This is a genomic window from Streptomyces sp. XY006 (genome assembly GCF_002237655.1).
Lineage (GTDB): Bacteria > Actinomycetota > Actinomycetes > Streptomycetales > Streptomycetaceae > Streptomyces > Streptomyces levis.
In genome coordinates this window covers 13,003-32,917 of sequence record NZ_NOKT01000045.1, presented here as the reverse complement: position 1 = coordinate 32,917, position 19,915 = coordinate 13,003, and the positions used below count along the sequence as shown (strand labels likewise).

The following is a 19,915-nucleotide window of genomic DNA, read 5'->3' as shown; positions in this document are numbered from 1 at the left end:
GTCCGGGTACCCGCGCCGTGGTGCCCCTCGAAGGTCGTGTCAGACCAGGAGGCCTCCGCCCATGACCGCCCATCGCATTCCGCTTTCCGAGCTCGAAGAGGCAGTCCCCTTCGAGCAGCGCCACATCGGCCCCGATCACGAGGCCCAGGCCAAGATGCTCGCGCAGGTCGGCTACGGCTCGCTGGACGAGTTGACGGCCGCCGCGGTCCCGGCCGTCATCAAGAGCGCCGAGGCCCTCGACCTGCCCGGCGCCCGCAGCGAGGCCGAGGTGATCGCCGAGCTGCGCTCCCTCGCCGACCGCAACCAGGTCCTCGGCTCCATGATCGGCCTCGGCTACTACGGCACGTTCACGCCGCCGGTCATCCTGCGCAACGTCATGGAGAATCCCGCCTGGTACACGGCCTACACGCCGTACCAGCCGGAGATCTCGCAGGGGCGGCTCGAGGCGCTGCTGAACTTCCAGACCATGGTCGCCGACCTCACCGGGCTGCCGACGTCCGGGGCCTCCCTGCTCGACGAGGGCACCGCGGCCGCCGAGGCCATGGCGTTGTCGCGGCGCATGGGCAAGAACAAGAAGGGCCTGTTCCTGGTCGACGCGGACGCGCTGCCGCAGACCATCGCCGTGATCCAGACCCGGGCCGAGCCGACCGGCGTGGAGGTCGTCGTCGCCGACCTCTCCGACGGCATCCCGGCCGAGGTCGCCGAGCGCGAGATCAACGGCGTGCTCATCCAGTACCCCGGCGCCTCCGGAGCCGTACGGGACATCAAGCCGGTCATCGACCGGGCGCACGAGCTCGGGGCGGTCGTCACCGTCGCCGCCGACCTGCTCGCGCTGACCCTGCTGAAGTCGCCCGGCGAGCTCGGCGCGGACATCGCCATCGGCACGACCCAGCGCTTCGGTGTGCCGATGGGCTTCGGCGGTCCGCACGCCGGCTACATGGCGGTCCAGGAGAAGATGGCGCGCAGCCTGCCCGGGCGGCTCGTCGGCGTGTCCGTCGACGCCGACGGGAACAAGGCCTACCGGCTGGCGCTGCAGACGCGTGAGCAGCACATCCGCCGCGAGAAGGCGACCAGCAACATCTGCACCGCGCAGGTCCTGCTCGCCGTGATGGCCGGCATGTACGCCGTCTACCACGGCCCCGAGGGCCTGAAGGGCATCGCGCGGCGCACCCACCGCTACGCCACGGTCCTGGCCGCCGGGCTCGCGAACGGCGGGGTCGAGGTCGTGCACGGCTCCTACTTCGACACCCTGACCGTGCGCGTCGCGGGCCGGGCCGCAGAGGTCGTGGCCGCCGCGCGCGACAACGGCGTCAACCTGCGTCTCGTCGACGCCGACCACGTCTCGATCGCCTGTGACGAGACCACCACCCGCGCCCAGCTGCGGGCCGTGTGGGCCGCCTTCGGCGTCGAGGGTGTCATCGAGGCGCTGGACGCCGTCACGGAGGACGGGCTTCCGGCCGGTCTGCTGCGGACCGACGACTACCTGACGCATCCGGTCTTCCACCAGCACCGCTCCGAGACGGCCATGCTGCGCTACCTGCGCCGGCTGTCCGACCGTGACTACGCGCTCGACCGCGGCATGATCCCGCTGGGCTCCTGCACCATGAAGCTCAACGCCACCACCGAGATGGAGCCGGTCACCTGGCCCGAGTTCGGGCAGCTGCACCCCTTCGCGCCCGCCGAGCAGGCCCAGGGGTACCTGACGCTCATCCACGAGCTGGAGGACCGGCTCGCAGAGGTCACCGGGTACGACAAGGTCTCCCTCCAGCCGAACGCCGGGTCCCAGGGTGAGCTGGCCGGTCTGCTCGCCGTGCGCGGGTACCACCGGGCCAACGGCGACGAGCAGCGGACCGTGTGCCTGATCCCGTCGTCCGCGCACGGCACCAACGCCGCCAGCGCGGTGATGGCGGGCATGAAGGTCGTCGTCGTGAAGACCGCCGAGGACGGCGAGATCGACGTCGAGGACCTGCGGGCGAAGATCGAGCAGCACCGGGACGAGCTGGCCGTGCTGATGATCACCTACCCGTCCACGCACGGCGTGTTCGAGGAGCACGTCGCCGACATCTGCGCCCAGGTGCACGAGGCGGGCGGCCAGGTCTACGTGGACGGCGCCAACCTCAACGCGCTCGTCGGGCTCGCCAAGCCGGGTCACTTCGGCGGTGACGTCTCGCACCTGAACCTGCACAAGACCTTCTGCATCCCGCACGGCGGCGGCGGCCCGGGCGTCGGCCCGGTGGCGGTGCGCGAGCACCTCGCGCCCTACCTGCCGAACCACCCGCTGCAGCCCGAGGCCGGTCCGGAGACGGGCGTCGGCCCCATCTCCGCGGCGCCCTGGGGCTCGGCCGGCATCCTGCCGATCTCGTGGGCGTACGTCCGGCTCATGGGCGGCGAGGGGCTGAAGCGCGCCACGCAGGTGGCGGTGCTCAGCGCCAACTACGTCGCCAAGCGGCTGGAGCCGCACTACCCCGTGCTCTACACGGGCCCCGGCGGGCTTGTCGCGCACGAGTGCATCATCGACCTGCGGCCGCTGACCAAGGCGACCGGTGTGAGCGTCGACGACGTGGCCAAGCGGCTCATCGACTACGGCTTCCACGCGCCGACCATGTCGTTCCCGGTGGCCGGCACGCTGATGATCGAGCCCACCGAGTCGGAGGACCTGACTGAACTCGACCGGTTCTGCGACGCGATGATCGCCATTCGCGCGGAGATCGAGAAGGTCGGTTCCGGTGAGTGGCCCGCCGAGGACAACCCCCTGCGTAACGCCCCGCACACCGCCGGCGCCCTCGCCGGGGAGTGGGAGCACGCCTACAGCCGTGAGGAGGCCGTCTTCCCGGCCGGGGTCTCGGCCGCCGACAAGTACTGGCCGCCGGTCCGCCGTATCGACCAGGCCTTCGGTGACCGCAACCTGGTCTGCTCGTGCCCGCCGCTGGACGCGTACGAGGACTGATCCGGCGAGTTCGCTGGTCTGCCGGGTGGGCTGGTCTGCCGAACGGTTTATGGAGGGGCTCCGCGTCTGCGGGGCCCCTCTGTCGTGTGGTGGCGAGGGGTGCTCCGGTGGGGCGGTGGGCGATGCGACCTTCGTCGTCCCACGGCCTTGCGGTGATCGCAGCCTGGCGGTGATCGCCGTCGCCAGGCTCTCGCGGATTGACCTGATCGGGGGATGGCCGGAGGCTATGACGCGATATAGCGTTAGTCGTGTCGGAAGTCGCAGGGTGCGTCGGCCGAAGGATCGGGGTGGGTGTGATGGGGGAGCTCGTGCGCAGTGGTGGATCACTTGAGGTGAGGGCCTCGCACGCGGACCGGGACCGGACCGTGGACGTGCTGCGTGTGGCCGCGGGTGACGGCCGGCTGACACTGGAAGAGCTCGACGAGCGGCTGGAGGCCGCGCTGTCCGCCCGCACGCTGGGGGAGCTCGCGGTGCTGACCTCGGATCTGCCCGAGACGGTGGTGGACACCGGCTTCGAGGAGGTCATGCGGATCGAGCAGGTGGGTTCCTCGACCGGGCGCGCCGACGCCTGGGTGGTGCCGCGGCGTCTGGAGATCCGCTCGGCCTGGGGTGAGGTGACGCTCGACTTTACCGACGCGGTGATCACGCACGACAGCCTCCACATCGACCTGGACCTGCGTGCCGGTGCCCTCAAGCTGGTGACCAGGCCCGGCATCGTGGTGGACACGGCCGGGCTCGTGACGAACTACTCCGCGGTCAGGGAGCGCCGCGCCGCCGACGCACCCGTCGTGCTGCGCGTGCGGATCACCGGTGAGATCGAGTATGGGCAGATAGTGGTGCGCCCCCGCCGCCGGGGCCTCGCCAGACGCTGAGGTGGCTGCCGGCTCAGCCCACGTGCACCCTCGGTCGCCGGGCCCGGTCCGGTTCCGCCTCGCGCAGGATCTCGCGGGTCACGGGAGCGACCTCGCCCTGGCTGAACAGGAGGAAGCGCAGCAGGTTGGCGAAGGGGCCGCCTTCGGTCCACTCGAAGTAGATGTGCGGGGTGCGGCCGGTCGTGTCGCGGACGTGCAGCAGGAGAGCCGCCAGCGCGTTGGGGACGGAGGACGACTCCAGGGTGAGGACGCGGTAGCGGTCGTGCAGGACCTCGCCGCGCACGGTCACGCCCGCCTCGAACTCGGACGGGTCGGTCACCGTCACCTCGACGAAGACGAAATCCTCCGGCCCGGGCACGTCGTTGTCGTGCCGGATCTGCTCGATCTTGTCGCGGTACTCGGCGATGTCACGCCGGTCGGGCTCGTTGGCGATGAACCGCATGCGGCGGCTGGCCATGTCCCGGACGAAGCCGTCCGCCACGTCGTCGAGCGTCACGCCGGTCACGCGGAGCTCGAAGGCGCGGGCCAGACGTGACAGCAGAGAGACGAGGATGATGCCGGCGATGAAGCAGGCGCCGATCTTCACGCCGTCCGGGCGCTCGATCACATTCACGACGGTCGTGTAGAGGAACACCGCGGCGATGACCGCGAAGGCGATGGTCCAGTTCCGCTGTCCGGCCTTGCGGGCGGCGATGGTCACCGCGATCGCGGCGGAGCTGATCAGGACCAGCACACCGGTGGCGTAGGCGCCGCCCTGCGCGTCGACGTCGGCGTCGAAGATCCAGGTGACCAGGAAGCCGATCAGGGTGAAGACGATGACCATCGGGCGGACGGCCCTGGCCCAGTGCGGGGCCATGCCGTACCGGGGGAGGTAGCGCGGCATCAGGTTGAGCAGGCCGGCCATGGCGGAGGCGCCGGCGAACCACAGGATGGCGATCGTGGAGGCGTCGTAGACGGTCCCGAAGGTGTTGCCCAGGTAGTCGTGCGCCAGGAACGCCAGGGCGCGGCCGTTGGCCTGGCCGCCTGGTTCGAACTCCTTCGCCGGGATCAGAAGGGTGGTGATGAAGCTGGTCGTGATCAGGAAGACGCTCATGATGACAGCGGCCGTGGTGAGCAGCTTCCGGGTGTCGCGGATGCGGCCCGCCGGACGTGCCTCGGTGTCGTCCGGGTCGCCCTTGACGTGCGGCATCACGGCGACGCCCGTCTCGAACCCGGACAGACCGAGGGCCAGCTTCGGGAAGACGAGCAGGGCCACGCCGATCATGACGAAGACGTTGCCGTGCTGGGTGGTCAGGGCGCCGGACCAGTCGGTGACCACATGGCCCGCGGTGGCGACGTGGTAGAGGCCGACCACCACCACGACCGCGTTCAGTGCGAGGTAGGCGCCGACGAGGGCGACGGCGACGCCGATCGCCTCCAGGAAGCCCTTGAGGAACACGGCGCCGAGCAGTGCCACCAGGAGGAGGGTGATCAGCATCTGACGGTCGTGCAGGACGCCGGTGAGGTGGGGGTTCTCCACCAGGTGGGTGGATGCGTCGGCGGCCGAGAGCGTGATGGTGATGAGGAAGTCGGTGGCGGCGAAGCCCAGCAGGGTCAGTACGAACAGCTTGCCCTGCCAGAAGGAGAGCAGCCGCTCCAGCATCGCGATCGAGCCCTCGCCGTGCGGGCTCTCCTGGGCGACCCTGCGATAGACCGGCAGCGCGCCGGCCAGGGTGACGACGACAAGGACGATCGTCGCGATGGGTGACAGCAGCCCGGCCGCCAGCGCGGCGATGCCCGGCTGGTAGCCGAGGGTGGAGAAGTAGTCGACGCCGGTCAGGCACATCACGCGCCACCAGGGCTGGCCCTGAGGGGGAGCTTCGGGAGCTTCGGGCTCGGCGCCCGATCCGGTGCGGCCGCCGTTCCTGCCCATGTCGGACAGGCCCTCCAGCAGCCAGGCGCGCAGGCGGCTGCGTGGAGCGGGCTCTGTACGGCTCGGCGGCTGCTCGGTGGTGGCCATCGTCGTACTCCCGATGTGCGGATCCGCTGGTTCCGGCCATCACTGGACGGCCGGATCAGCGTAAGCGGAGCGTGATGCCCTGGCCTGCGAATGTGGGGGCCGTGCGCGTCAAGCTTCCGTTAAGACTGGCGGCAAGGACGGACGTCGGGGTGGAAAGACCTGGTGAGGAGGTGTGGGGCGGCTCTGCCCGGGGCGGGGCGGGGTGGTGAGGGGTCGGCTTCGGGGTGGGCACGCAGCGTGATGGTCTGATCCGGAAAGTTCGTCGCTCTGATCGAATGTTTCGGCAGGCCCCTGAGGTCCTCGTGGCGAGCAAAGATTCACTGTGTACAAGGGGTTGCCACCGTTTACCGGCTGTCTCTAGGGTGCGGCATCAACGCATCTTTCTGAATCTCATTCGAAACTTTCGAGGAGCATGATGGGCGACCCGGCACTGTCCCGCCGCGGCTTTCTGGCGGCCTCCGCCGCGGCCGGTCTGGGAATGACGGCACTGACCGCATGCGGCGGGGACTCGGACGGAGGGTCGTCCGGGACGACCACGATCGAATGGTGGAACATCTCCACCACCGAACCGACCAAGAGCGTCTGGGCAGCTCTCGCGCGCAAGTTCGAGGCGCAGAACCCCACCGTCAAGGTGAAGATCGTCCAGCTGGAGAACGACGCCTACAAGTCGAAGATGACGGCTCTGACCTCCTCCGGGAAGCTGCCCGACATCTTCCACACCTGGGGCGGCGGAGTCCTGCGGCAGCAGGTCGACGCCGGGCTCGTCGAGGACCTCACGGACCGCACCAAGCCCTGGGGCGACGCCCTGCTGCCGGTCGCCCGGGAGCCGTACCTGATCGACGACAAGGCCTACGGCGTCCCGTTCGACATCGGCATGATCGGCTTCTGGTACAACAAGGCGCACTTCGCGAAGGCCGGCATCAGCGAGCCCCCGACCACCTGGAGCGGCTTCCTCGACGCCGTGCGCAAGCTCAAGTCGGCCCGCATCACGCCCCTCGCCCTGGCCGGCAAGGAGAAGTGGCCCGGCATGTACTACTGGGCGTATCTGGCGATGCGCACCGCCGGTGCCGAGGCGCTGCAGAAGGCCTACGAGGACAAGGACTTCACCGGCGCGCCCTTCGTCGAGGCGGGCGAGCACCTGAAGGAACTCGTCGGCCTCCAGCCCTTCCAGAAGGGCTTCCTCGGCGCGGCCTACTCCAGCCCCACCGGCCAGGCCGCCACCGTCGGCAACGGCAAGGCGGCCATGGAGCTCATGGGCCAGTGGGCCCCCGTGGTCCAGGCCGACGCCGGCAAGGGACTCGGCAAGGACCTCGGGTTCTTTCCGTTCCCCGCGGTCGAGGGCGGCCGGGGGGCCATCACCGAGGTGTTCGGCGGAGGCGGCGGACACGCCCTGCGCCGGGACGCCCCGCAGGCAGCCGTCGACTTCCTGAAGTTCTTCGCCTCGGAGGCCACCGACCGGGAGCTGGTGAAGAAGACCGGGGTCCTGCCCGTCGTCCCGGCGGCCGAGAGCGCCATCGCGGACCCCAACATCAAGGCCGTGCAGGCCGAGCTGAAGAAGGCCACCGGCTTCCAGCTCTACCTCGACCAGGCGTACGCGCCCGCCGTCGGCCAGGAGGTCAACGACAGTGTCGCCGCGCTCATATCGGGTTCCCGGTCACCCGAGCAGGTCGCGCAGTCCGTCACCAAGACCGCGAAGGAAGAGCAGTAGCCGGCGATGACGTCCACGTTCCTGCCGAGCAAGCAGTCCGGCCCCGACACCGGTCCGCCGCCGCCGGTCGCCGACCGAGGTCGGGGGCGGGCCCGGCGACGCACCCTGAACTGGCTGACGGCCACCGGCTTCCAGCTGCCCGCCCTGGTGCTGTTCATCGGGCTCGTGCTGCTGCCGATGCTGTTCGCCCTGTACGCGGCGTTCTTCCGGTGGGGCGGCTTCGGCATGCCCTCCGACTACGTCGGCGGTGAGAACTTCACCCGGCTCTTCCAGGACGAGGTGTTCCTGGGCGACCTGTGGCGCTGTCTGGTGCTGGTGGTGCTCTCGCTCGCGCTGCAACTGCCGTTCGCGCTCGCCATGGCCGTGCTGCTCAACCAGCGGATGCGCGGCCGGGCGGTGTACCGGATGCTCTTCTTCGCGCCGTACGTCCTGTCCGAGGCGATCACCGGAATCCTGTTCGGCATGATCTTCGCCCCGGACGACGGCTTCGCCGACCAGGTCCTCGGCAGGATCGGGCTGGAAGGGCTGGGCGGGGAGTGGTTCGCCGATCCGTCCACGGTCATGGCGACCCTGTTCCTGGTCATGATGTGGAAGTACTTCGGCTTCCACATGATGCTGTACCTGGCCGGGCTCCAGGCCGTGCCCAAGGAGCTGACGGAGGCGGCGCTCATCGACGGGGCCGGTCCCTGGCAGCGCTTCCGCAATGTGACCCTGCCGCTGCTGGCGCCCACCCTGCGCATCAGCGTCTTCCTGTCGGTCATCGGGTCGATCCAGCTCTTCGACCTGGTGTGGGTCACCACTGCCGGTGGCCCGGACCACCACTCCGAGACCATGGCCGTGACCATGTTCCAGTACGGCTTCAAGCGCTACCAGGTCGGCTACGCCAGCGCGATCAGTGTGGCCATGTTCGCCATCAGTCTCGTCTTCGCCCTCGCCTACCAGCGGTTCGTGCTCCGGCGCGACCTCGAAGGAGCCACCACCACCATGCGGGGTGACGGAAAGTGACGGTCAGTCGCAAGACCCGCGGGGGCGGGAAGCTGTGGAGCCTGCACCTCGTCCTGGTCGTCGTCGGCGCGGTCATGGCCGTGCCCCTGCTCTACGCCGCGCTCTCCGGTTTCAAGTCCACCGACGAGCTCTCCCGCAACCCCGTCGGGCTGCCGGAATCGTGGGTGACCTCCAACTACACCGGGATCCTCGCCTCGGGGGACTTCTGGCGGCTGATCGGGAACAGCACGCTGATCGCGGTGGGCACGACCGTGCTGGTCGTCGCGGTCTCGGCGCTGTCGGCCTTCTCCTTCGCGCGGTTCGCCTTCCGCGGGCGGGAGTTGCTGTTCACGCTGTTCACCATGGGGCTGATGTTCCCGTTCGCGGTCGCGGCCCTGCCGCTGTTCCTGCTGCTGCGGTCCCTGGGGCTGCTCGACAACCCGCTCGGGGTGATCCTTCCGCAGGCGGCGTTCGGGCTGCCGATGACCATCATCATCCTGCGCGGCTTCTTCCGGCAGATACCCGGCGAGCTGGAGGAGGCGGCCACGCTCGACGGGTGCGGCCCGTTCGGCTTCTTCTGGCGGGTGCTGCTGCCCATGGCCCGGCCGGCGCTCGGCACGGTCTCGGTGCTCGCCGTCGTCACGAGCTGGAACAACTTCTTCCTGCCGCTGCTGGTGTTCACCGACGCGACGTGGTGGACGCTGCCGATCGGTGTCCAGCAGTTCCAGGGGCAGTACTCCGCGGACTACGCCAAGGTCTTCGCCTACCTGGTGCTGGCCATGGTTCCCGCCCTCGCCTTCTACTCGGTCGCCGAGCGCCAGCTCGTCGGTGGCCTCACCGCGGGCGCCACGAAGGGCTGACAGGCGCCGCGGACGTACGGCTCTGCCCCCCATCCGTCGTGAGGAGTCGCACCATGCGCAAGAACCGTCTCAGACTCGCCGGTGCCGTCGCCGTGTTCCTGGTCGCCGCGGGGCTCGGCGCCGGCTCGCCCGCCCAGGCCACGCCTGAACGGCAGGCCAGTGAACGGCACGCGGGTGACCGGCAGCCCACCCTCGCCGATCTGGCCCAGCGTCACGGCCGCTACTTCGGCAGCGCCACCGACAACCCCGAGCTCACCGACGGGCCGTACACGGCGCTGCTCGGCAGCGAGTTCGACCAGATCACGCCCGGCAACGGCATGAAGTGGTACGCGACGGAGCCCGAGCAGGGGGTGTTCGACTTCTTGCAGGGCGACGAGGTCGTGGACCTCGCCCGGGCCAACCGGCAGAAGGTGCGCGGCCACACGCTCGTCTGGCACAGCCAGCTGCCCGAGTGGCTGACCGGGCGGGAGTGGACGGCCCCGGAGCTGAGGGCCGTGCTGAAGAAGCACATCCAGACGGAGGTACGGCACTACCGGGGGAAGGTCTTCGCCTGGGACGTCGTCAACGAGGCGTTCAACGAGGACGGGACGTACCGCGAGACGGTGTTCTACAAGACGCTGGGCCCGGGCTACATCGCCGACGCGCTGCGCTGGGCGCACCAGGCCGATCCGCGGGTGAAGCTGTACCTCAACGACTACAACATCGAGGGGATCGGCCCCAAGAGCGACGCCTACCACCGGCTGGCCAAGGAACTGAAGGCCCAGCGCGTCCCGCTGCACGGCATCGGCTTCCAGGCCCATCTGGCCCTCCAGTACGGCTATCCCACGACGCTGGAGGACAATCTGCGCCGCTTCTCCCGGCTCGGTCTCGACACAGCCCTGACGGAGGTCGACGTGCGGATGCAGTTGCCGGCGACCGAGGAGAAGCTGGCCCTGCAGGCCGAGTGGTACCGGGACCTGACCGAGGCGTGTCTGGCCGTGCGCCGGTGCGTGGGGGTCACCCTCTGGGACTACACCGACAAGTACTCGTGGATCCCCGCGTTCTTCCCCGGTGAGGGAGCGGCCCTGCCGTGGGACGAGCAGCTGCAGCCGAAGCCGGCGTACTTCGCGCTGCGGGAGGCGCTCGGGGGGAGGTAGCCGGGGCGGGCCGGCCCGGTCCGCGAGCCTTGCGGCTCGGGCCGGTTCGTCGGGCCGGGCCGGGGGAGGGGCGGTGCTCGCTCTGTCACCAACCGGGTTCCCAGCTCCACCCGGGGGGATGTCCCAAACCAGGTCGATCAGGCCGCCCGGGTGCCCGGTGCCGCGGGGTGCCTGCGGTAGCCGTGGCGGCGTAGCAGGTCCTCGATGCGGGCCCGGGTCTGGGGCAGGACGGCGGAGCGGCCATTGACGGACCGGGACACCGTCGGCCACCGACACGTCGGCCCGGCGGGCGATCTCCGTGATTCTGACCGTGTCCCCGGCGTTCGCCTCACGTGCCGGTACTGCCTGCACCCTTCGTCGACGTGGCCGCGAAACTGCCGGAGTCTTCCGGAGGGGCCGGCCTGCGAGCGAAGCCGCAGGGCTCGGAGGGAGCTGTGAGAAGCAGCGCGGCCCTGCGAACGGGGCGTGGCTGTCGGTGACGGGGAGTGAGTGGGGGTGGACGCGCGTCGGGGCCGGTGCGCGGCGTTTTCCGCGTCCGGCCCCTTATGTCTGCGGGCGGGGTCGTGTCCCGCCCCGGCGGCTCAGGCCGCCGTCATCACCTGGCTGCCCTCCAGCGGGCGGTGCGGGGCGATGACCCTGCCGTCCGGCAGGATCTCACCGGTGTCCTCGAAGAGCAGCACGCCGTTGCACAGCAGGCTCCAGCCCTGCTCCGGGTGGTGCGCCACGAGTCGGGCGGAGTCCCGGTCGGCGGAGTCGGCGGACGGGCACGGTGTCTGGTGCTGGCACATGGGTGGGATCTTTCGCTGTGTCGTGGTGGACGATGTGAGGGAGTTCGATGAGTCGGTCGTCGTGTCTGTTCCGCGGCTAGAAGTGTCGTTCATGGCCGCCCCCCGTTGTGATAAGTCGTCGGAACCCAGTGTTGCCCCACGGGCGTCGATCCGCAGGGATTTCGCCGCACCGCTTCTCACAGGTTCATGACGCATCACCCGCGCGGACGGTTCATCCCAACTGGACTGTCACTTCGGGTGGTTCGCAGTGGCCGGATAGGGCTAGTCCGTCGGGATGGACAGCCCTTTCGGCTCGTACGAGCCATTCGGTGCTCGTAAGAGCGATCGAGTGGGCAGGTAAAAGCCGACCCCGTCGCCGGGAATTCGGCGACGGGGTCGGCGGAGGTATTTCCGGCAGGACGCTTCAGGCGGGCGAGCCGAGCAGCCGGGGTGGAGTGGCCCGGTGGGTCAGCACCGGGAGGAGTTCGTCGACGCGGTGCGGGCGGTGGGCCGCGATGCCGGGAGGGGCGGGCGCGAGCGGCACGAGCAGATCGGTGGCGGCGGGGTGGCCGGCGGCAGCGTCCGCGGTGCTGTCCCCGTGCAGCCAGAGCGTCAGCATGTACAGGCTGGGCACCGACAGCAGACGGGGCTGGTACGCCTGCGGCATGGTCTCGGCCTGGCGCAGGGCGAGCTCGGTGGAGGTGATGTACGGGCCCTCGAAGAAGTGCGAGAAGGCCCAGCCGTCGGGAGTCAGCATGGTGTCCGCCGCGGCCACGGCCCGGTCGCCGCAGCGGATCAGGAAACGCCACCCGGCCAGCCGGGTGGCGGAGACGCCCTCGGCGGTCAACCGGTCGAGGACGTGGACGGGCAGGGGGAGCTCGGGAGTGGCGGGCCCCTGGCTGCGGAGGAGGGCGGGAGTTCGGGCTTCGCGGACCGCGGTGGGAGAGGAGAGGGCGGTCAGGACGGAACGGAGTGCGGGCGCGGGAGCCGGAGGGACATGCAGCGGCATGGTGGGTCGCCTCTCATTCAAAGGCACAGTGGCGCGAGGGCGGGGGCGGACGGCGCTGTCAGCTCACGAGGGTCAGAGAGGCAGGGGCCGGGGTCGTGAACGAGAGGGGGGTGAGGTCCGCCGAACGTCGCCTCGACGGCAGGACCCGTCGACCGTGGGCGCCAACCTTCTGCCTTGTTCGCGGAGTTTATACGACACGGGTTCAGACTGTGTTTCGCCTAGCCGTTTCCGGTGAGTAGAACAAGGGTACATTCGGTCGGCGATACGCGAGAATTATCCCGATTCCGGGTGGTGGTGTGCGGCGATGACCTCGGCGAATGCCCGCGAACCGGTCGGCCCATTCTCGTCGGCGTTTTTCACGAGTTCCGCGGGCGCTGAAACCTGTCGTGCGCGTCATGCCGGGTGAATGTGCCACCGGTCACAGATGGACAGCCTAGCGGCCGGCGGGCCCGTCCGGGACGTTATCGATCGCTTTCGCTGGGCATCCTCCACCTGACCGGGAGGCCGACGGCCGGATCCCGGCCGGCATCATCCAAGGAGGGACACGTCGATGGGCGAGAAGGTCGTGGCAGGGCGGTTCGACCTGTCCGATCGCCAGCGCTACCGCGACAAGCTCCGTCAGTGCCTGACGGGCCTGGAGCGACTCCTGGCGGAGCAGCGGTTCGATCGCCCGAAGAACCTCATGGGGCTCGAGATCGAATTGAATCTGGCAGGCGCGGACGGCATGCCGAAAATGTTGAACGGGCAAGTCCTGGAACGGATCGCCAGTCGCGATTTCCAAACAGAACTCGCCATGTTCAACCTGGAAGTGAACATCCCCCCACACCGATTGGGGGATCGCGTATTCGACCGTCTGGCGGAGGAACTCCGTACGTCACTGGCATATGCCGACCGGAAAGCGGGAGAGGTCGACGCGGGCGTGGTGATGATCGGCATCCTGCCGACCCTCGACCGGGACGACCTGGTGTCGTCGAACCTCTCCGACGTCGACCGCTACACGCTGCTGAACGACCAGATCGTCGCCGCGCGGGGCGAGGAGTTCACGCTCGACATCGACGGCGTCGAGCATCTCACCTGCACCTCGAAGTCGATCGCGCCCGAGGCGGCCTGTACCTCCGTGCAGCTGCACCTGCAGGTGACCCCGGGCCGGTTCGCCGACGTGTGGAACGCGGCCCAGGCGGTCGCCGCCGCGCAGATCGCCGTCGGCGCCAACTCGCCGTTCCTGTTCGGCCGGGAGCTGTGGCGCGAGTCGCGGCCCCCGCTGTTCCAGCAGTCGACCGACACCCGCCCGCCCGAGCTGCAGGCCCAGGGCGTGCGCCCGCGCACCTGGTTCGGGGAGCGCTGGGTGGAGTCGGCGTACGACCTCTTCGAGGAGAACCTGCGCTACTACCCGGCGCTGCTGCCGATCTGTGACGACGAGGACCCGCTGGAGGTGATCGACCGGGGCGGCACCCCGACGCTCGCCGAGCTCGTCCTGCACAACGGCACCATCTACCGCTGGAACCGCCCGGTCTACGACGTCGCCGACGGCGTCCCGCATCTGCGCGTGGAGAACCGTGTGCTGCCCGCCGGGCCCACGGTGATCGACGTGGTGGCCAACGCCGCCTTCTACTACGGCGTCGTCCGTGCTCTCGCCGAGGAGGCCCGGCCGGTGTGGACCCGGCTGCCCTTCGAGGCGGCCGCGGCCAACTTCGACGCGGCGTGCAAGGACGGCATCGAGGCCCGCTTCACCTGGCCCCGGCGCGGCCGCTACGGCGGCACCACCGAGGTGGACGCGGTGAACCTGGTCCGGGACGAGCTGCTGCCGCTCGCCGAGGCCGGACTGGACGCCTGGGGCGTCGAGCCGGCCGACCGGGATCTGTACCTGGGCGTGATCGAGGAGCGCTGCCGGCGCCGGACCAACGGGGCGAGCTGGCAGTCGGCGACCTTCCACCAGGCACTCGACGCCGGCCTCGGCCGGGACGAGGCCCTGGCCGCCACGACCCGGCGCTACCGCGAACTCATGCACAAGGGCGACCCGGTGCACAGCTGGCCGGTGGGGCTGCCGGAGCCGGTGTCGCTGGGCTGACGCGCCTGCGGGACGGTGACCCGCTGCCGCCATACTGATCCGAAAGGTCGGTGAAGTGGAGGCAGGGGTGCAGGCGGAGGCGAGCCCGGCGGACGGTTCCATTCCCCAGCAGGCGCTCTCGCGGCGGATGCTGCGCAACGAGACGCTGCTGGTCCTCGCGCTGTCGCTGGGCGCGAGCGGGGTCTCCGCGCTGATCAGCTTCATCGGGTCGGTCACCAAGCCGGGCGGGCTGAAGGACCAGGCGGCCACGATGAACGCCTCGGCCGCGCCCGGCCGTCCCTGGCTCGACCTCGCCTGGCAGCTGTTCGGGATCGCCACGGCCCTGGTGCCCGTCGCGCTCGTCGCGCACTTCCTGCTGCGCGAACGGGCGAGCCTGCGCACGATCGGCTTCGACCGCACCCGCCCCTGGTTCGACCTCGGCCGCGGGGCCGTGGTCGCGGCGGTCATCGGCAGCACCGGCATCGCCTTCTACCTGGCGGCCCGGGGGCTCGGGTTCAACCTCACCGTCGTGCCCGAGGCGCTGCCGGACGTGTGGTGGAAGTACCCGGTGCTGATCCTCTCCGCGATCCAGAACGCCGTGGTGGAGGAAGTGATCGTCGTCGGCTATCTGCTGCGCCGCATGGGCCAGCTGGGCTGGACGCCGACGGGCGCGCTGGTGGGCAGCTCCGTCCTGCGCGGTTCGTACCACCTCTACCAGGGCATCGGCGGGTTCGTCGGGAACCTGGTCATGGGGCTGGTCTTCGTCCACCTCTACCGCCGCTGGGGCCGTGTGGGCCCGCTCGTGGTGGCGCACTCGCTGCTCGACATCGGGGCGTTCGTGGGCTACGGGCTGCTGGCGGGCAAGGTGGGCTGGCTGCCGACGGCGTGAGAGACCGCGGAAGGGGCGTACGACGGCGTCGTACGCCCCTTCGTGCGTCTCAGGCCAGCAGGTCGCCGTCGATGACCGTGACCGCCCGGCCGGTCAGCAGGGTGCGGTCGCCGCGCAGCTCGGTGCGGACGCGGCCCGAGCGGGAGGACGCCTGGAGGCCGGTGAGGGCGGGGCGGCCGAGGCGCTCGGACCAGAACGGGGCGAGCGCGGTGTGGGCGCTGCCGGTGACGGGGTCCTCGTCGATGCCCACGTTCGGGAAGAAGCAGCGCGAGACGAAGTCATAGCCCCGGTCCGGGTCCTCGGCGCGGGCCGTGGCGATGACGCCGCGCTCGGAGTGGGCGCCGAGCGCCCTCAGGTCGGGGGCGAGGGCGTGCACGGTCTTCTCGTCGGCCACCTCGACCAGCAGGTCGCCGACGAGGGGGCCGGTGTCCAGGGTCGTGAGCGGCTCGGTGCCGAGCGCCTCGGCGAGACCGGCGGGCGGGTCGGCCCGGGTGAGCGGGGCCGTCGGGAAGTCCAGGGTGACGGAGCCGTCGTCCGCCGGGGTGGCGACGAGGACGCCGCTGCGGGTGGCGAAGCGCACCGGGCCCTCGTGGGCGGCGGTGGCGTGCAGGACGTGGGCGGTGGCCAGGGTCGCGTGGCCGCACATCGCGACCTCGGTGGCCGGCGTGAACCAGCGCAGCGCCCAGTCGGCCTCGCCGCCCGGCGGGAGGGGGTGGGCGAAGGCCGTCTCGGCGTGGTTGACCTCGCGGGCGACGTGCTGCAGCCAGGTGTCGTCAGGGAAGGCGTCCGCGCCGTCCAGGAGCAGGACACCGGCGGGGTTGCCGGAGAAGGGGCGATCGGTGAAGGCGTCGACGATTCGGATCCGCATGTCCTGAAGCTAGAGGCCCGGCGAAGCCGCAGGCCAAGGCCAATGCGCGAGGCGTGGACCGATTGCGGCGAGTTGGGCCCGGCGCGCGCACGAGGGGCGGGTCTTGTCAGTCGAGCGTTACCGATATATCGTTGAAGCATCGCGACAGATCAACGATGGAATGGAGTGGTTGCGATGCGTACCCATGGATTCGAGCACGGCCACGGTCACGGCGGTCCGCGTCACGGCCGGGGCGGTTTCGAGAGTCTGCGTGCGGCGTTCGGGCCCTTCGGTCCCGGCGGCCCCAACTGGGGAGGGCCCGGTGGTCCGGGTTTCGGCCCCGGCCCCTGGGGCGGCCGAGGGCGCGGCGGACCGAGGGGAAGGGCGCGGCGTGGTGATGTCCGGGCCTCGATCCTGGCCCTGTTGAAGGACCGGCCGATGCACGGCTACGAGATGATCCAGGAGATCGCCGAACGCAGCGGCGGCGCGTGGAAGCCGAGCCCCGGCTCGGTGTACCCCACCCTGCAGCTGTTGGAGGACGAGGGCCTGATCATCAGTGAGTCCGAGGGCGGCAAGAAGCTGTTCTCGCTCACCGAGGCGGGCCGCGCCGCCGCCGACGAGGGCCCCGAGGCGCCCTGGGAGGAGGCCTCCCGCGGAGTCGACTGGGAAGCCCTGGGCGAGATCCGTCAGGCCGGCTTCGGTCTGATGGAGGCCTTCGGCCAGGTCTGGAAGACCGGCAGCAAGGAGCAGCGGGAGAAGGCGCTCGGCGTCGTCAATGAGGCCCGCAAGAAGCTGTATCTGATCCTCGCCGACGAGGACTGAGGGCACCTTCGTTCTCCCCGCCGCCCCGGGACGGTGGGGAGAACGGCCTGATCTCCTCCGTAAGGAGGAGATTCCGGTCGGCCGTGTCCACTTCCCGTGGGACGTGAAGATGCTTCCCGCCGGGGATGCCCCGGCCCCGCGGGACTGATGGGGTGAGGGAGTGCAATCCCGTATCCCCCGGCAGCCGGCCCCTGAACACGGCATCCACCGCGCGGACCGCGACGCCGGGCTCAGTGACGAGCTGGCCGCGATGGTCGGCGGTGCCCGGCGCAGGGCGGTCAGGGACGGGGACCGGCAGATCGACACCGCCCACCTGCTCCACTCGGTGCTGGAGTCCGACCCGGAGGCCCGGGCGGTCGTCGGTGACGGTCCGCAGCTCGCGCGGCTCCTCGGCTATCTCGTCCAGCGCAGCATCGGCTACGGCCTGCGCTGGCAGAGCGGCGTCGAGGACTCCGGGAGCGTCCCCGTGGTGAGCGGGAGCACGTGCTTCTCGCCGCTGGCCGCGGCCTCGATGGAGTTCGCCCGCTGCCGCGCCGCCGGGCGCGGCGGACCGGCCCGCGGCACCGACCTGCTCGCCGCGATCGTCGCCGACCCGCAGGCCCGTGCGGTCGAGGTGCTCCAGCGGGCCGGCATCGACGCACGCGCGGTACTGACCCGTCTCGACGGCTGGTCCGGCGTCCCCGAGGAGTCCGGCGGAGCCGCCCACTGAGCCGGACCGCCCGGCGGAGCTGCCCACTGAGCCGGACCGTGCGGCGGAGCCGCCCACTGAGTTGGACCGTGCGGCCGTCCAGGCAGTGAGACAGGTGCCATAGGGGATGACGCTCCTGTCATCGCCTGTCATCATGTGCCGGTGCCTACGTCTGACAGCAGCCCGAGCGGACGCGGCAGGGGGATGGGCCTCGGCCTGGCGCTCCTGTCCGCGGTCGCCTTCGGCGGATCCGGTGTCGCGGCCAAGCCGCTGATCGAAGCGGGCCTCGACCCGCTGCACGTGGTGTGGCTGAGGGTGGCCGGGGCGGCCCTGGTGATGCTGCCCCTCGCCGTGCGCCACCGCGCTCTGCTGCGCCGCCGCCCCGGCCTGCTCGCCGGCTTCGGCCTGCTGGCCGTCGCGGGTGTCCAGGCCTGCTACTTCGCGGCGCTCTCCCGGATCCCCGTCGGGGTGGCCCTGCTCATCGAGTACCTGGCGCCCGCGCTGGTGCTGGGCTGGGTGCGGTTCGTGCAGCGGCGGCCCGTGACACGTGCCGCCGCGGTCGGTGTCGTGCTCGCCGTCGGCGGTCTCGCGTGCGTCGTCGAGGTGTGGTCGGGCCTGCGCTTCGACGCCCTGGGGCTGCTGCTCGCGCTCGGCGCCGCCTGCTGCCAGGTCGGCTACTTCGTCCTGTCCGACCAGGGCAGCGACGCCGGCGACGAGGCGCCCGACCCGCTCGGTGTCATCGCCTACGGCCTGCTCGTCGGCGCCGCCGTGCTCACCGTCGTGGCCCGGCCGTGGACCATGGACTGGTCCGTGCTGACCGGTACCGCGCGCATGGACGGCACGCCCGTCAGCGCCCTGGTCCTGCTCGGCTGGATCGTCCTCGTCGCCACGGTCGTCGCCTACGTCACCGGCGTGATCTCCGTGCGCCGGCTCTCCCCGCAGGTCGCCGGGGTCGTGGCCTGTCTGGAAGCGGTCATCGCCACGGTCCTGGCCTGGGTGCTGCTCGGCGAGCACCTGTCGGCGCCGCAGCTCGCCGGTGGGGTGATCGTGCTGGTGGGCGCGTTCATCGCGCAGTCCTCGACGCCCGCGAAGTCCTCCGGGCAGCCGGTGGCGAGCGGCGGCCCGGAAAGGGAATTGTCCCGGCGCGGAACCAGCGCATAGGGTGTCGATCATGCCTTCGAACGCACTCGTTCTTCCGCCTCCGGCCGCCTGAGGCGGGCCCTCCGGAATCCGCGCCCGGCGCTCTCGCCGGGCCGAACGGTGCTGCCCGCAGACGAAGTCCGCGGACCCCGCTGATCACGACCGATCCGGGGCCCTTCCCGAACTTCCGCGCACCCGCCGCCGCCCCCGGGCCGCGGCGCGCCGTGCGCGTCTGCGGAGAGAACTCACGTGTCGCACACTGCTTCCGGCCTGCCCCTCGGGCGAGGCCTCCTCTATCTGATCGTCGCCGGGGTCGCCTGGGGCACCGCGGGCGCGGCCGCCTCCCTGGTGTACCGGGCCAGTGACCTCGGGCCCGTCGCCCTCTCGTTCTGGCGCTGCGCCGCCGGTCTGGTGCTGCTGCTCGCCGTGCGCCTGGTGCGGCCGCGCACCACGACCGCCGTACGCGAGCCGCTGGGCCGCCGGGCCGTGCGGGCCGGCGTCACCGGACTCGGGCTCGCGGTCTTCCAGACGGCCTACTTCGCGGCCGTCTCCGCGACGGGGCTGGCCGTCGCCACCGTCGTGACCCTGGGCGCCGGGCCCGTGCTCATCGCGCTCGGCGCGCGGCTGACCCTGGCCGAACGCCTGGGCCGGGGCGGGGTGGCCGCCGTCGCGGGCGCCCTCGCCGGGCTCGGGGTCCTCGTCCTGGGCGGAGGTGGCGCGACCGTACGGCCCTCGGGCGTGCTGCTGGCGCTGCTGTCCGCGGCCGGGTACAGCGTCATGACGCTGCTGACCCGGCGGTGGGGCCGGGACGGCGCGGCCGACGCCTCCCGGACGAGCGTCGAGGCGTTCGCCGTGACGAGCCTGTGCCTGCTGCCGTTCGCACTCGCCGAGGGCCTGGTGCCGCACACCGCCGAGCCCCTGCGGCTGCTGGTCCTGCTGGCGTACGTCGCCGCGGTGCCCACCGCCCTCGCCTACGGCCTGTACTTCGCGGGCGCGGCCGTCGTCAGGTCCGCCACCGTCTCGGTGATCATGCTGCTGGAACCGGTGAGTGCGGCGGTGCTGGCGGTCGTCCTGCTCGGCGAGCGGCTGACCGGGGCGACGGTGACCGGAACCCTGTTGATGCTGGGGTCGGTTGCGGGACTCGCCGTGGGGGAGGCGCGGATGTCCAAGGAGCGGGCCATGCTCGTGTGACGTCGGCCG

At 70.9% G+C, this 19,915-nt stretch carries 16 protein-coding genes and 1 pseudogene; 12 read left to right on the top strand and 5 right to left on the bottom strand.

All coding sequences use genetic code 11. The annotated features are described in order from the left end of the window. Positions 1-61: 61 nt before the first annotated feature. Together gcvP and CHR28_RS35025 are read left to right on the top strand one after the other, a co-directional pair. On the top strand, positions 62-2,947 hold the full coding sequence (gcvP, locus tag CHR28_RS35030) for an aminomethyl-transferring glycine dehydrogenase (protein WP_094057758.1): 2,886 nt from the start codon (positions 62-64) through the stop codon (positions 2,945-2,947). 296 nt (positions 2,948-3,243) lie between these two features. Then, a complete protein-coding gene (locus CHR28_RS35025) occupies positions 3,244-3,819 on the top strand; it encodes a DUF1707 SHOCT-like domain-containing protein (protein ID WP_306437593.1) in 576 nt (191 codons plus the stop codon). 13 nt (positions 3,820-3,832) lie between these two features. Here the strand turns inward: CHR28_RS35025 and CHR28_RS35020 are convergent, their stop codons facing one another. Then, on the bottom strand, positions 3,833-5,818 hold the full coding sequence (locus tag CHR28_RS35020; protein WP_094057757.1) for an APC family permease: 1,986 nt from the start codon (positions 5,816-5,818) through the stop codon (positions 3,833-3,835). A gap of 415 nt (positions 5,819-6,233) precedes the next feature. On the opposite strand from CHR28_RS35020, the gene CHR28_RS35015 reads away from it, so the two are divergent. The 4 genes from CHR28_RS35015 to CHR28_RS35000 all read left to right on the top strand — a co-directional run bounded on the left by CHR28_RS35015 (position 6,234) and on the right by CHR28_RS35000 (position 10,506). Continuing rightward, positions 6,234-7,526 (top strand): extracellular solute-binding protein, encoded by a 1,293-nt coding sequence (locus tag CHR28_RS35015; RefSeq protein ID WP_094057756.1) that lies wholly within the window; start codon positions 6,234-6,236, stop codon positions 7,524-7,526. 6 nt (positions 7,527-7,532) lie between these two features. Then, a complete protein-coding gene (locus CHR28_RS35010; protein ID WP_094057755.1) occupies positions 7,533-8,531 on the top strand; it encodes a carbohydrate ABC transporter permease in 999 nt (332 codons plus the stop codon). Positions 8,532-8,605: 74 nt separating this feature from the next. Further along, positions 8,606-9,370, top strand: coding sequence for a carbohydrate ABC transporter permease (locus CHR28_RS35005; protein WP_256984585.1), 765 nt, complete (start codon positions 8,606-8,608; stop codon positions 9,368-9,370). Between the two features lie 53 nt (positions 9,371-9,423). Continuing rightward, entirely contained in the window at positions 9,424-10,506 is a 1,083-nt protein-coding gene (locus CHR28_RS35000) for an endo-1,4-beta-xylanase (protein WP_094057754.1), read from the top strand. Positions 10,507-10,646: 140 nt separating this feature from the next. On the opposite strand, the pseudogene CHR28_RS38670 reads toward CHR28_RS35000, so the two are convergent. The 3 genes and pseudogenes from CHR28_RS38670 to CHR28_RS34985 form a co-directional block, all read right to left on the bottom strand. Further along, positions 10,647-10,857 (bottom strand): annotated as a pseudogene (locus tag CHR28_RS38670) (LacI family DNA-binding transcriptional regulator); the annotation flags it as partial. A 230-nt stretch (positions 10,858-11,087) separates the two neighbouring features. Then, positions 11,088-11,294 (bottom strand): DUF5999 family protein, encoded by a 207-nt coding sequence (locus CHR28_RS34990; RefSeq protein WP_094057753.1) that lies wholly within the window; start codon positions 11,292-11,294, stop codon positions 11,088-11,090. Positions 11,295-11,697: 403 nt separating this feature from the next. Further along, the gene (locus tag CHR28_RS34985) at positions 11,698-12,282 is read right to left on the bottom strand and encodes a hypothetical protein (protein ID WP_179272675.1); all 585 of its coding nucleotides are present in this window, start codon (positions 12,280-12,282) and stop codon (positions 11,698-11,700) included. 550 nt (positions 12,283-12,832) lie between these two features. Here CHR28_RS34985 and CHR28_RS34980 point away from each other — a divergent pair. Both CHR28_RS34980 and CHR28_RS34975 read left to right on the top strand, forming a co-directional pair. Further along, positions 12,833-14,350 (top strand): glutamate-cysteine ligase family protein, encoded by a 1,518-nt coding sequence (locus CHR28_RS34980; protein ID WP_094057751.1) that lies wholly within the window; start codon positions 12,833-12,835, stop codon positions 14,348-14,350. Between the two features lie 127 nt (positions 14,351-14,477). After that, the gene (locus CHR28_RS34975; protein ID WP_094057767.1) at positions 14,478-15,218 is read left to right on the top strand and encodes a CPBP family intramembrane glutamic endopeptidase; all 741 of its coding nucleotides are present in this window, start codon (positions 14,478-14,480) and stop codon (positions 15,216-15,218) included. Between the two features lie 49 nt (positions 15,219-15,267). On the opposite strand, the gene CHR28_RS34970 is transcribed toward CHR28_RS34975, so the two are convergent. Next, positions 15,268-16,086, bottom strand: coding sequence for a PhzF family phenazine biosynthesis protein (locus CHR28_RS34970; RefSeq protein WP_094057750.1), 819 nt, complete (start codon positions 16,084-16,086; stop codon positions 15,268-15,270). Positions 16,087-16,260: 174 nt separating this feature from the next. Here CHR28_RS34970 and CHR28_RS34965 point away from each other — a divergent pair, with 174 nt between their 5' ends. The 4 genes from CHR28_RS34965 (at position 16,261) to CHR28_RS34950 (ending at position 19,906) form a co-directional block, all read left to right on the top strand. Continuing rightward, positions 16,261-16,887 (top strand): PadR family transcriptional regulator, encoded by a 627-nt coding sequence (locus CHR28_RS34965; protein WP_094057749.1) that lies wholly within the window; start codon positions 16,261-16,263, stop codon positions 16,885-16,887. A 160-nt stretch (positions 16,888-17,047) separates the two neighbouring features. After that, positions 17,048-17,596, top strand: coding sequence for a Clp protease N-terminal domain-containing protein (locus CHR28_RS34960; protein ID WP_094057748.1), 549 nt, complete (start codon positions 17,048-17,050; stop codon positions 17,594-17,596). A gap of 135 nt (positions 17,597-17,731) precedes the next feature. Further along, positions 17,732-18,736, top strand: coding sequence for an EamA family transporter (locus CHR28_RS34955; RefSeq protein WP_094057747.1), 1,005 nt, complete (start codon positions 17,732-17,734; stop codon positions 18,734-18,736). Between the two features lie 228 nt (positions 18,737-18,964). Continuing rightward, positions 18,965-19,906, top strand: coding sequence for a DMT family transporter (locus CHR28_RS34950; RefSeq protein ID WP_094057746.1), 942 nt, complete (start codon positions 18,965-18,967; stop codon positions 19,904-19,906). Positions 19,907-19,915 lie beyond the last annotated feature (9 nt).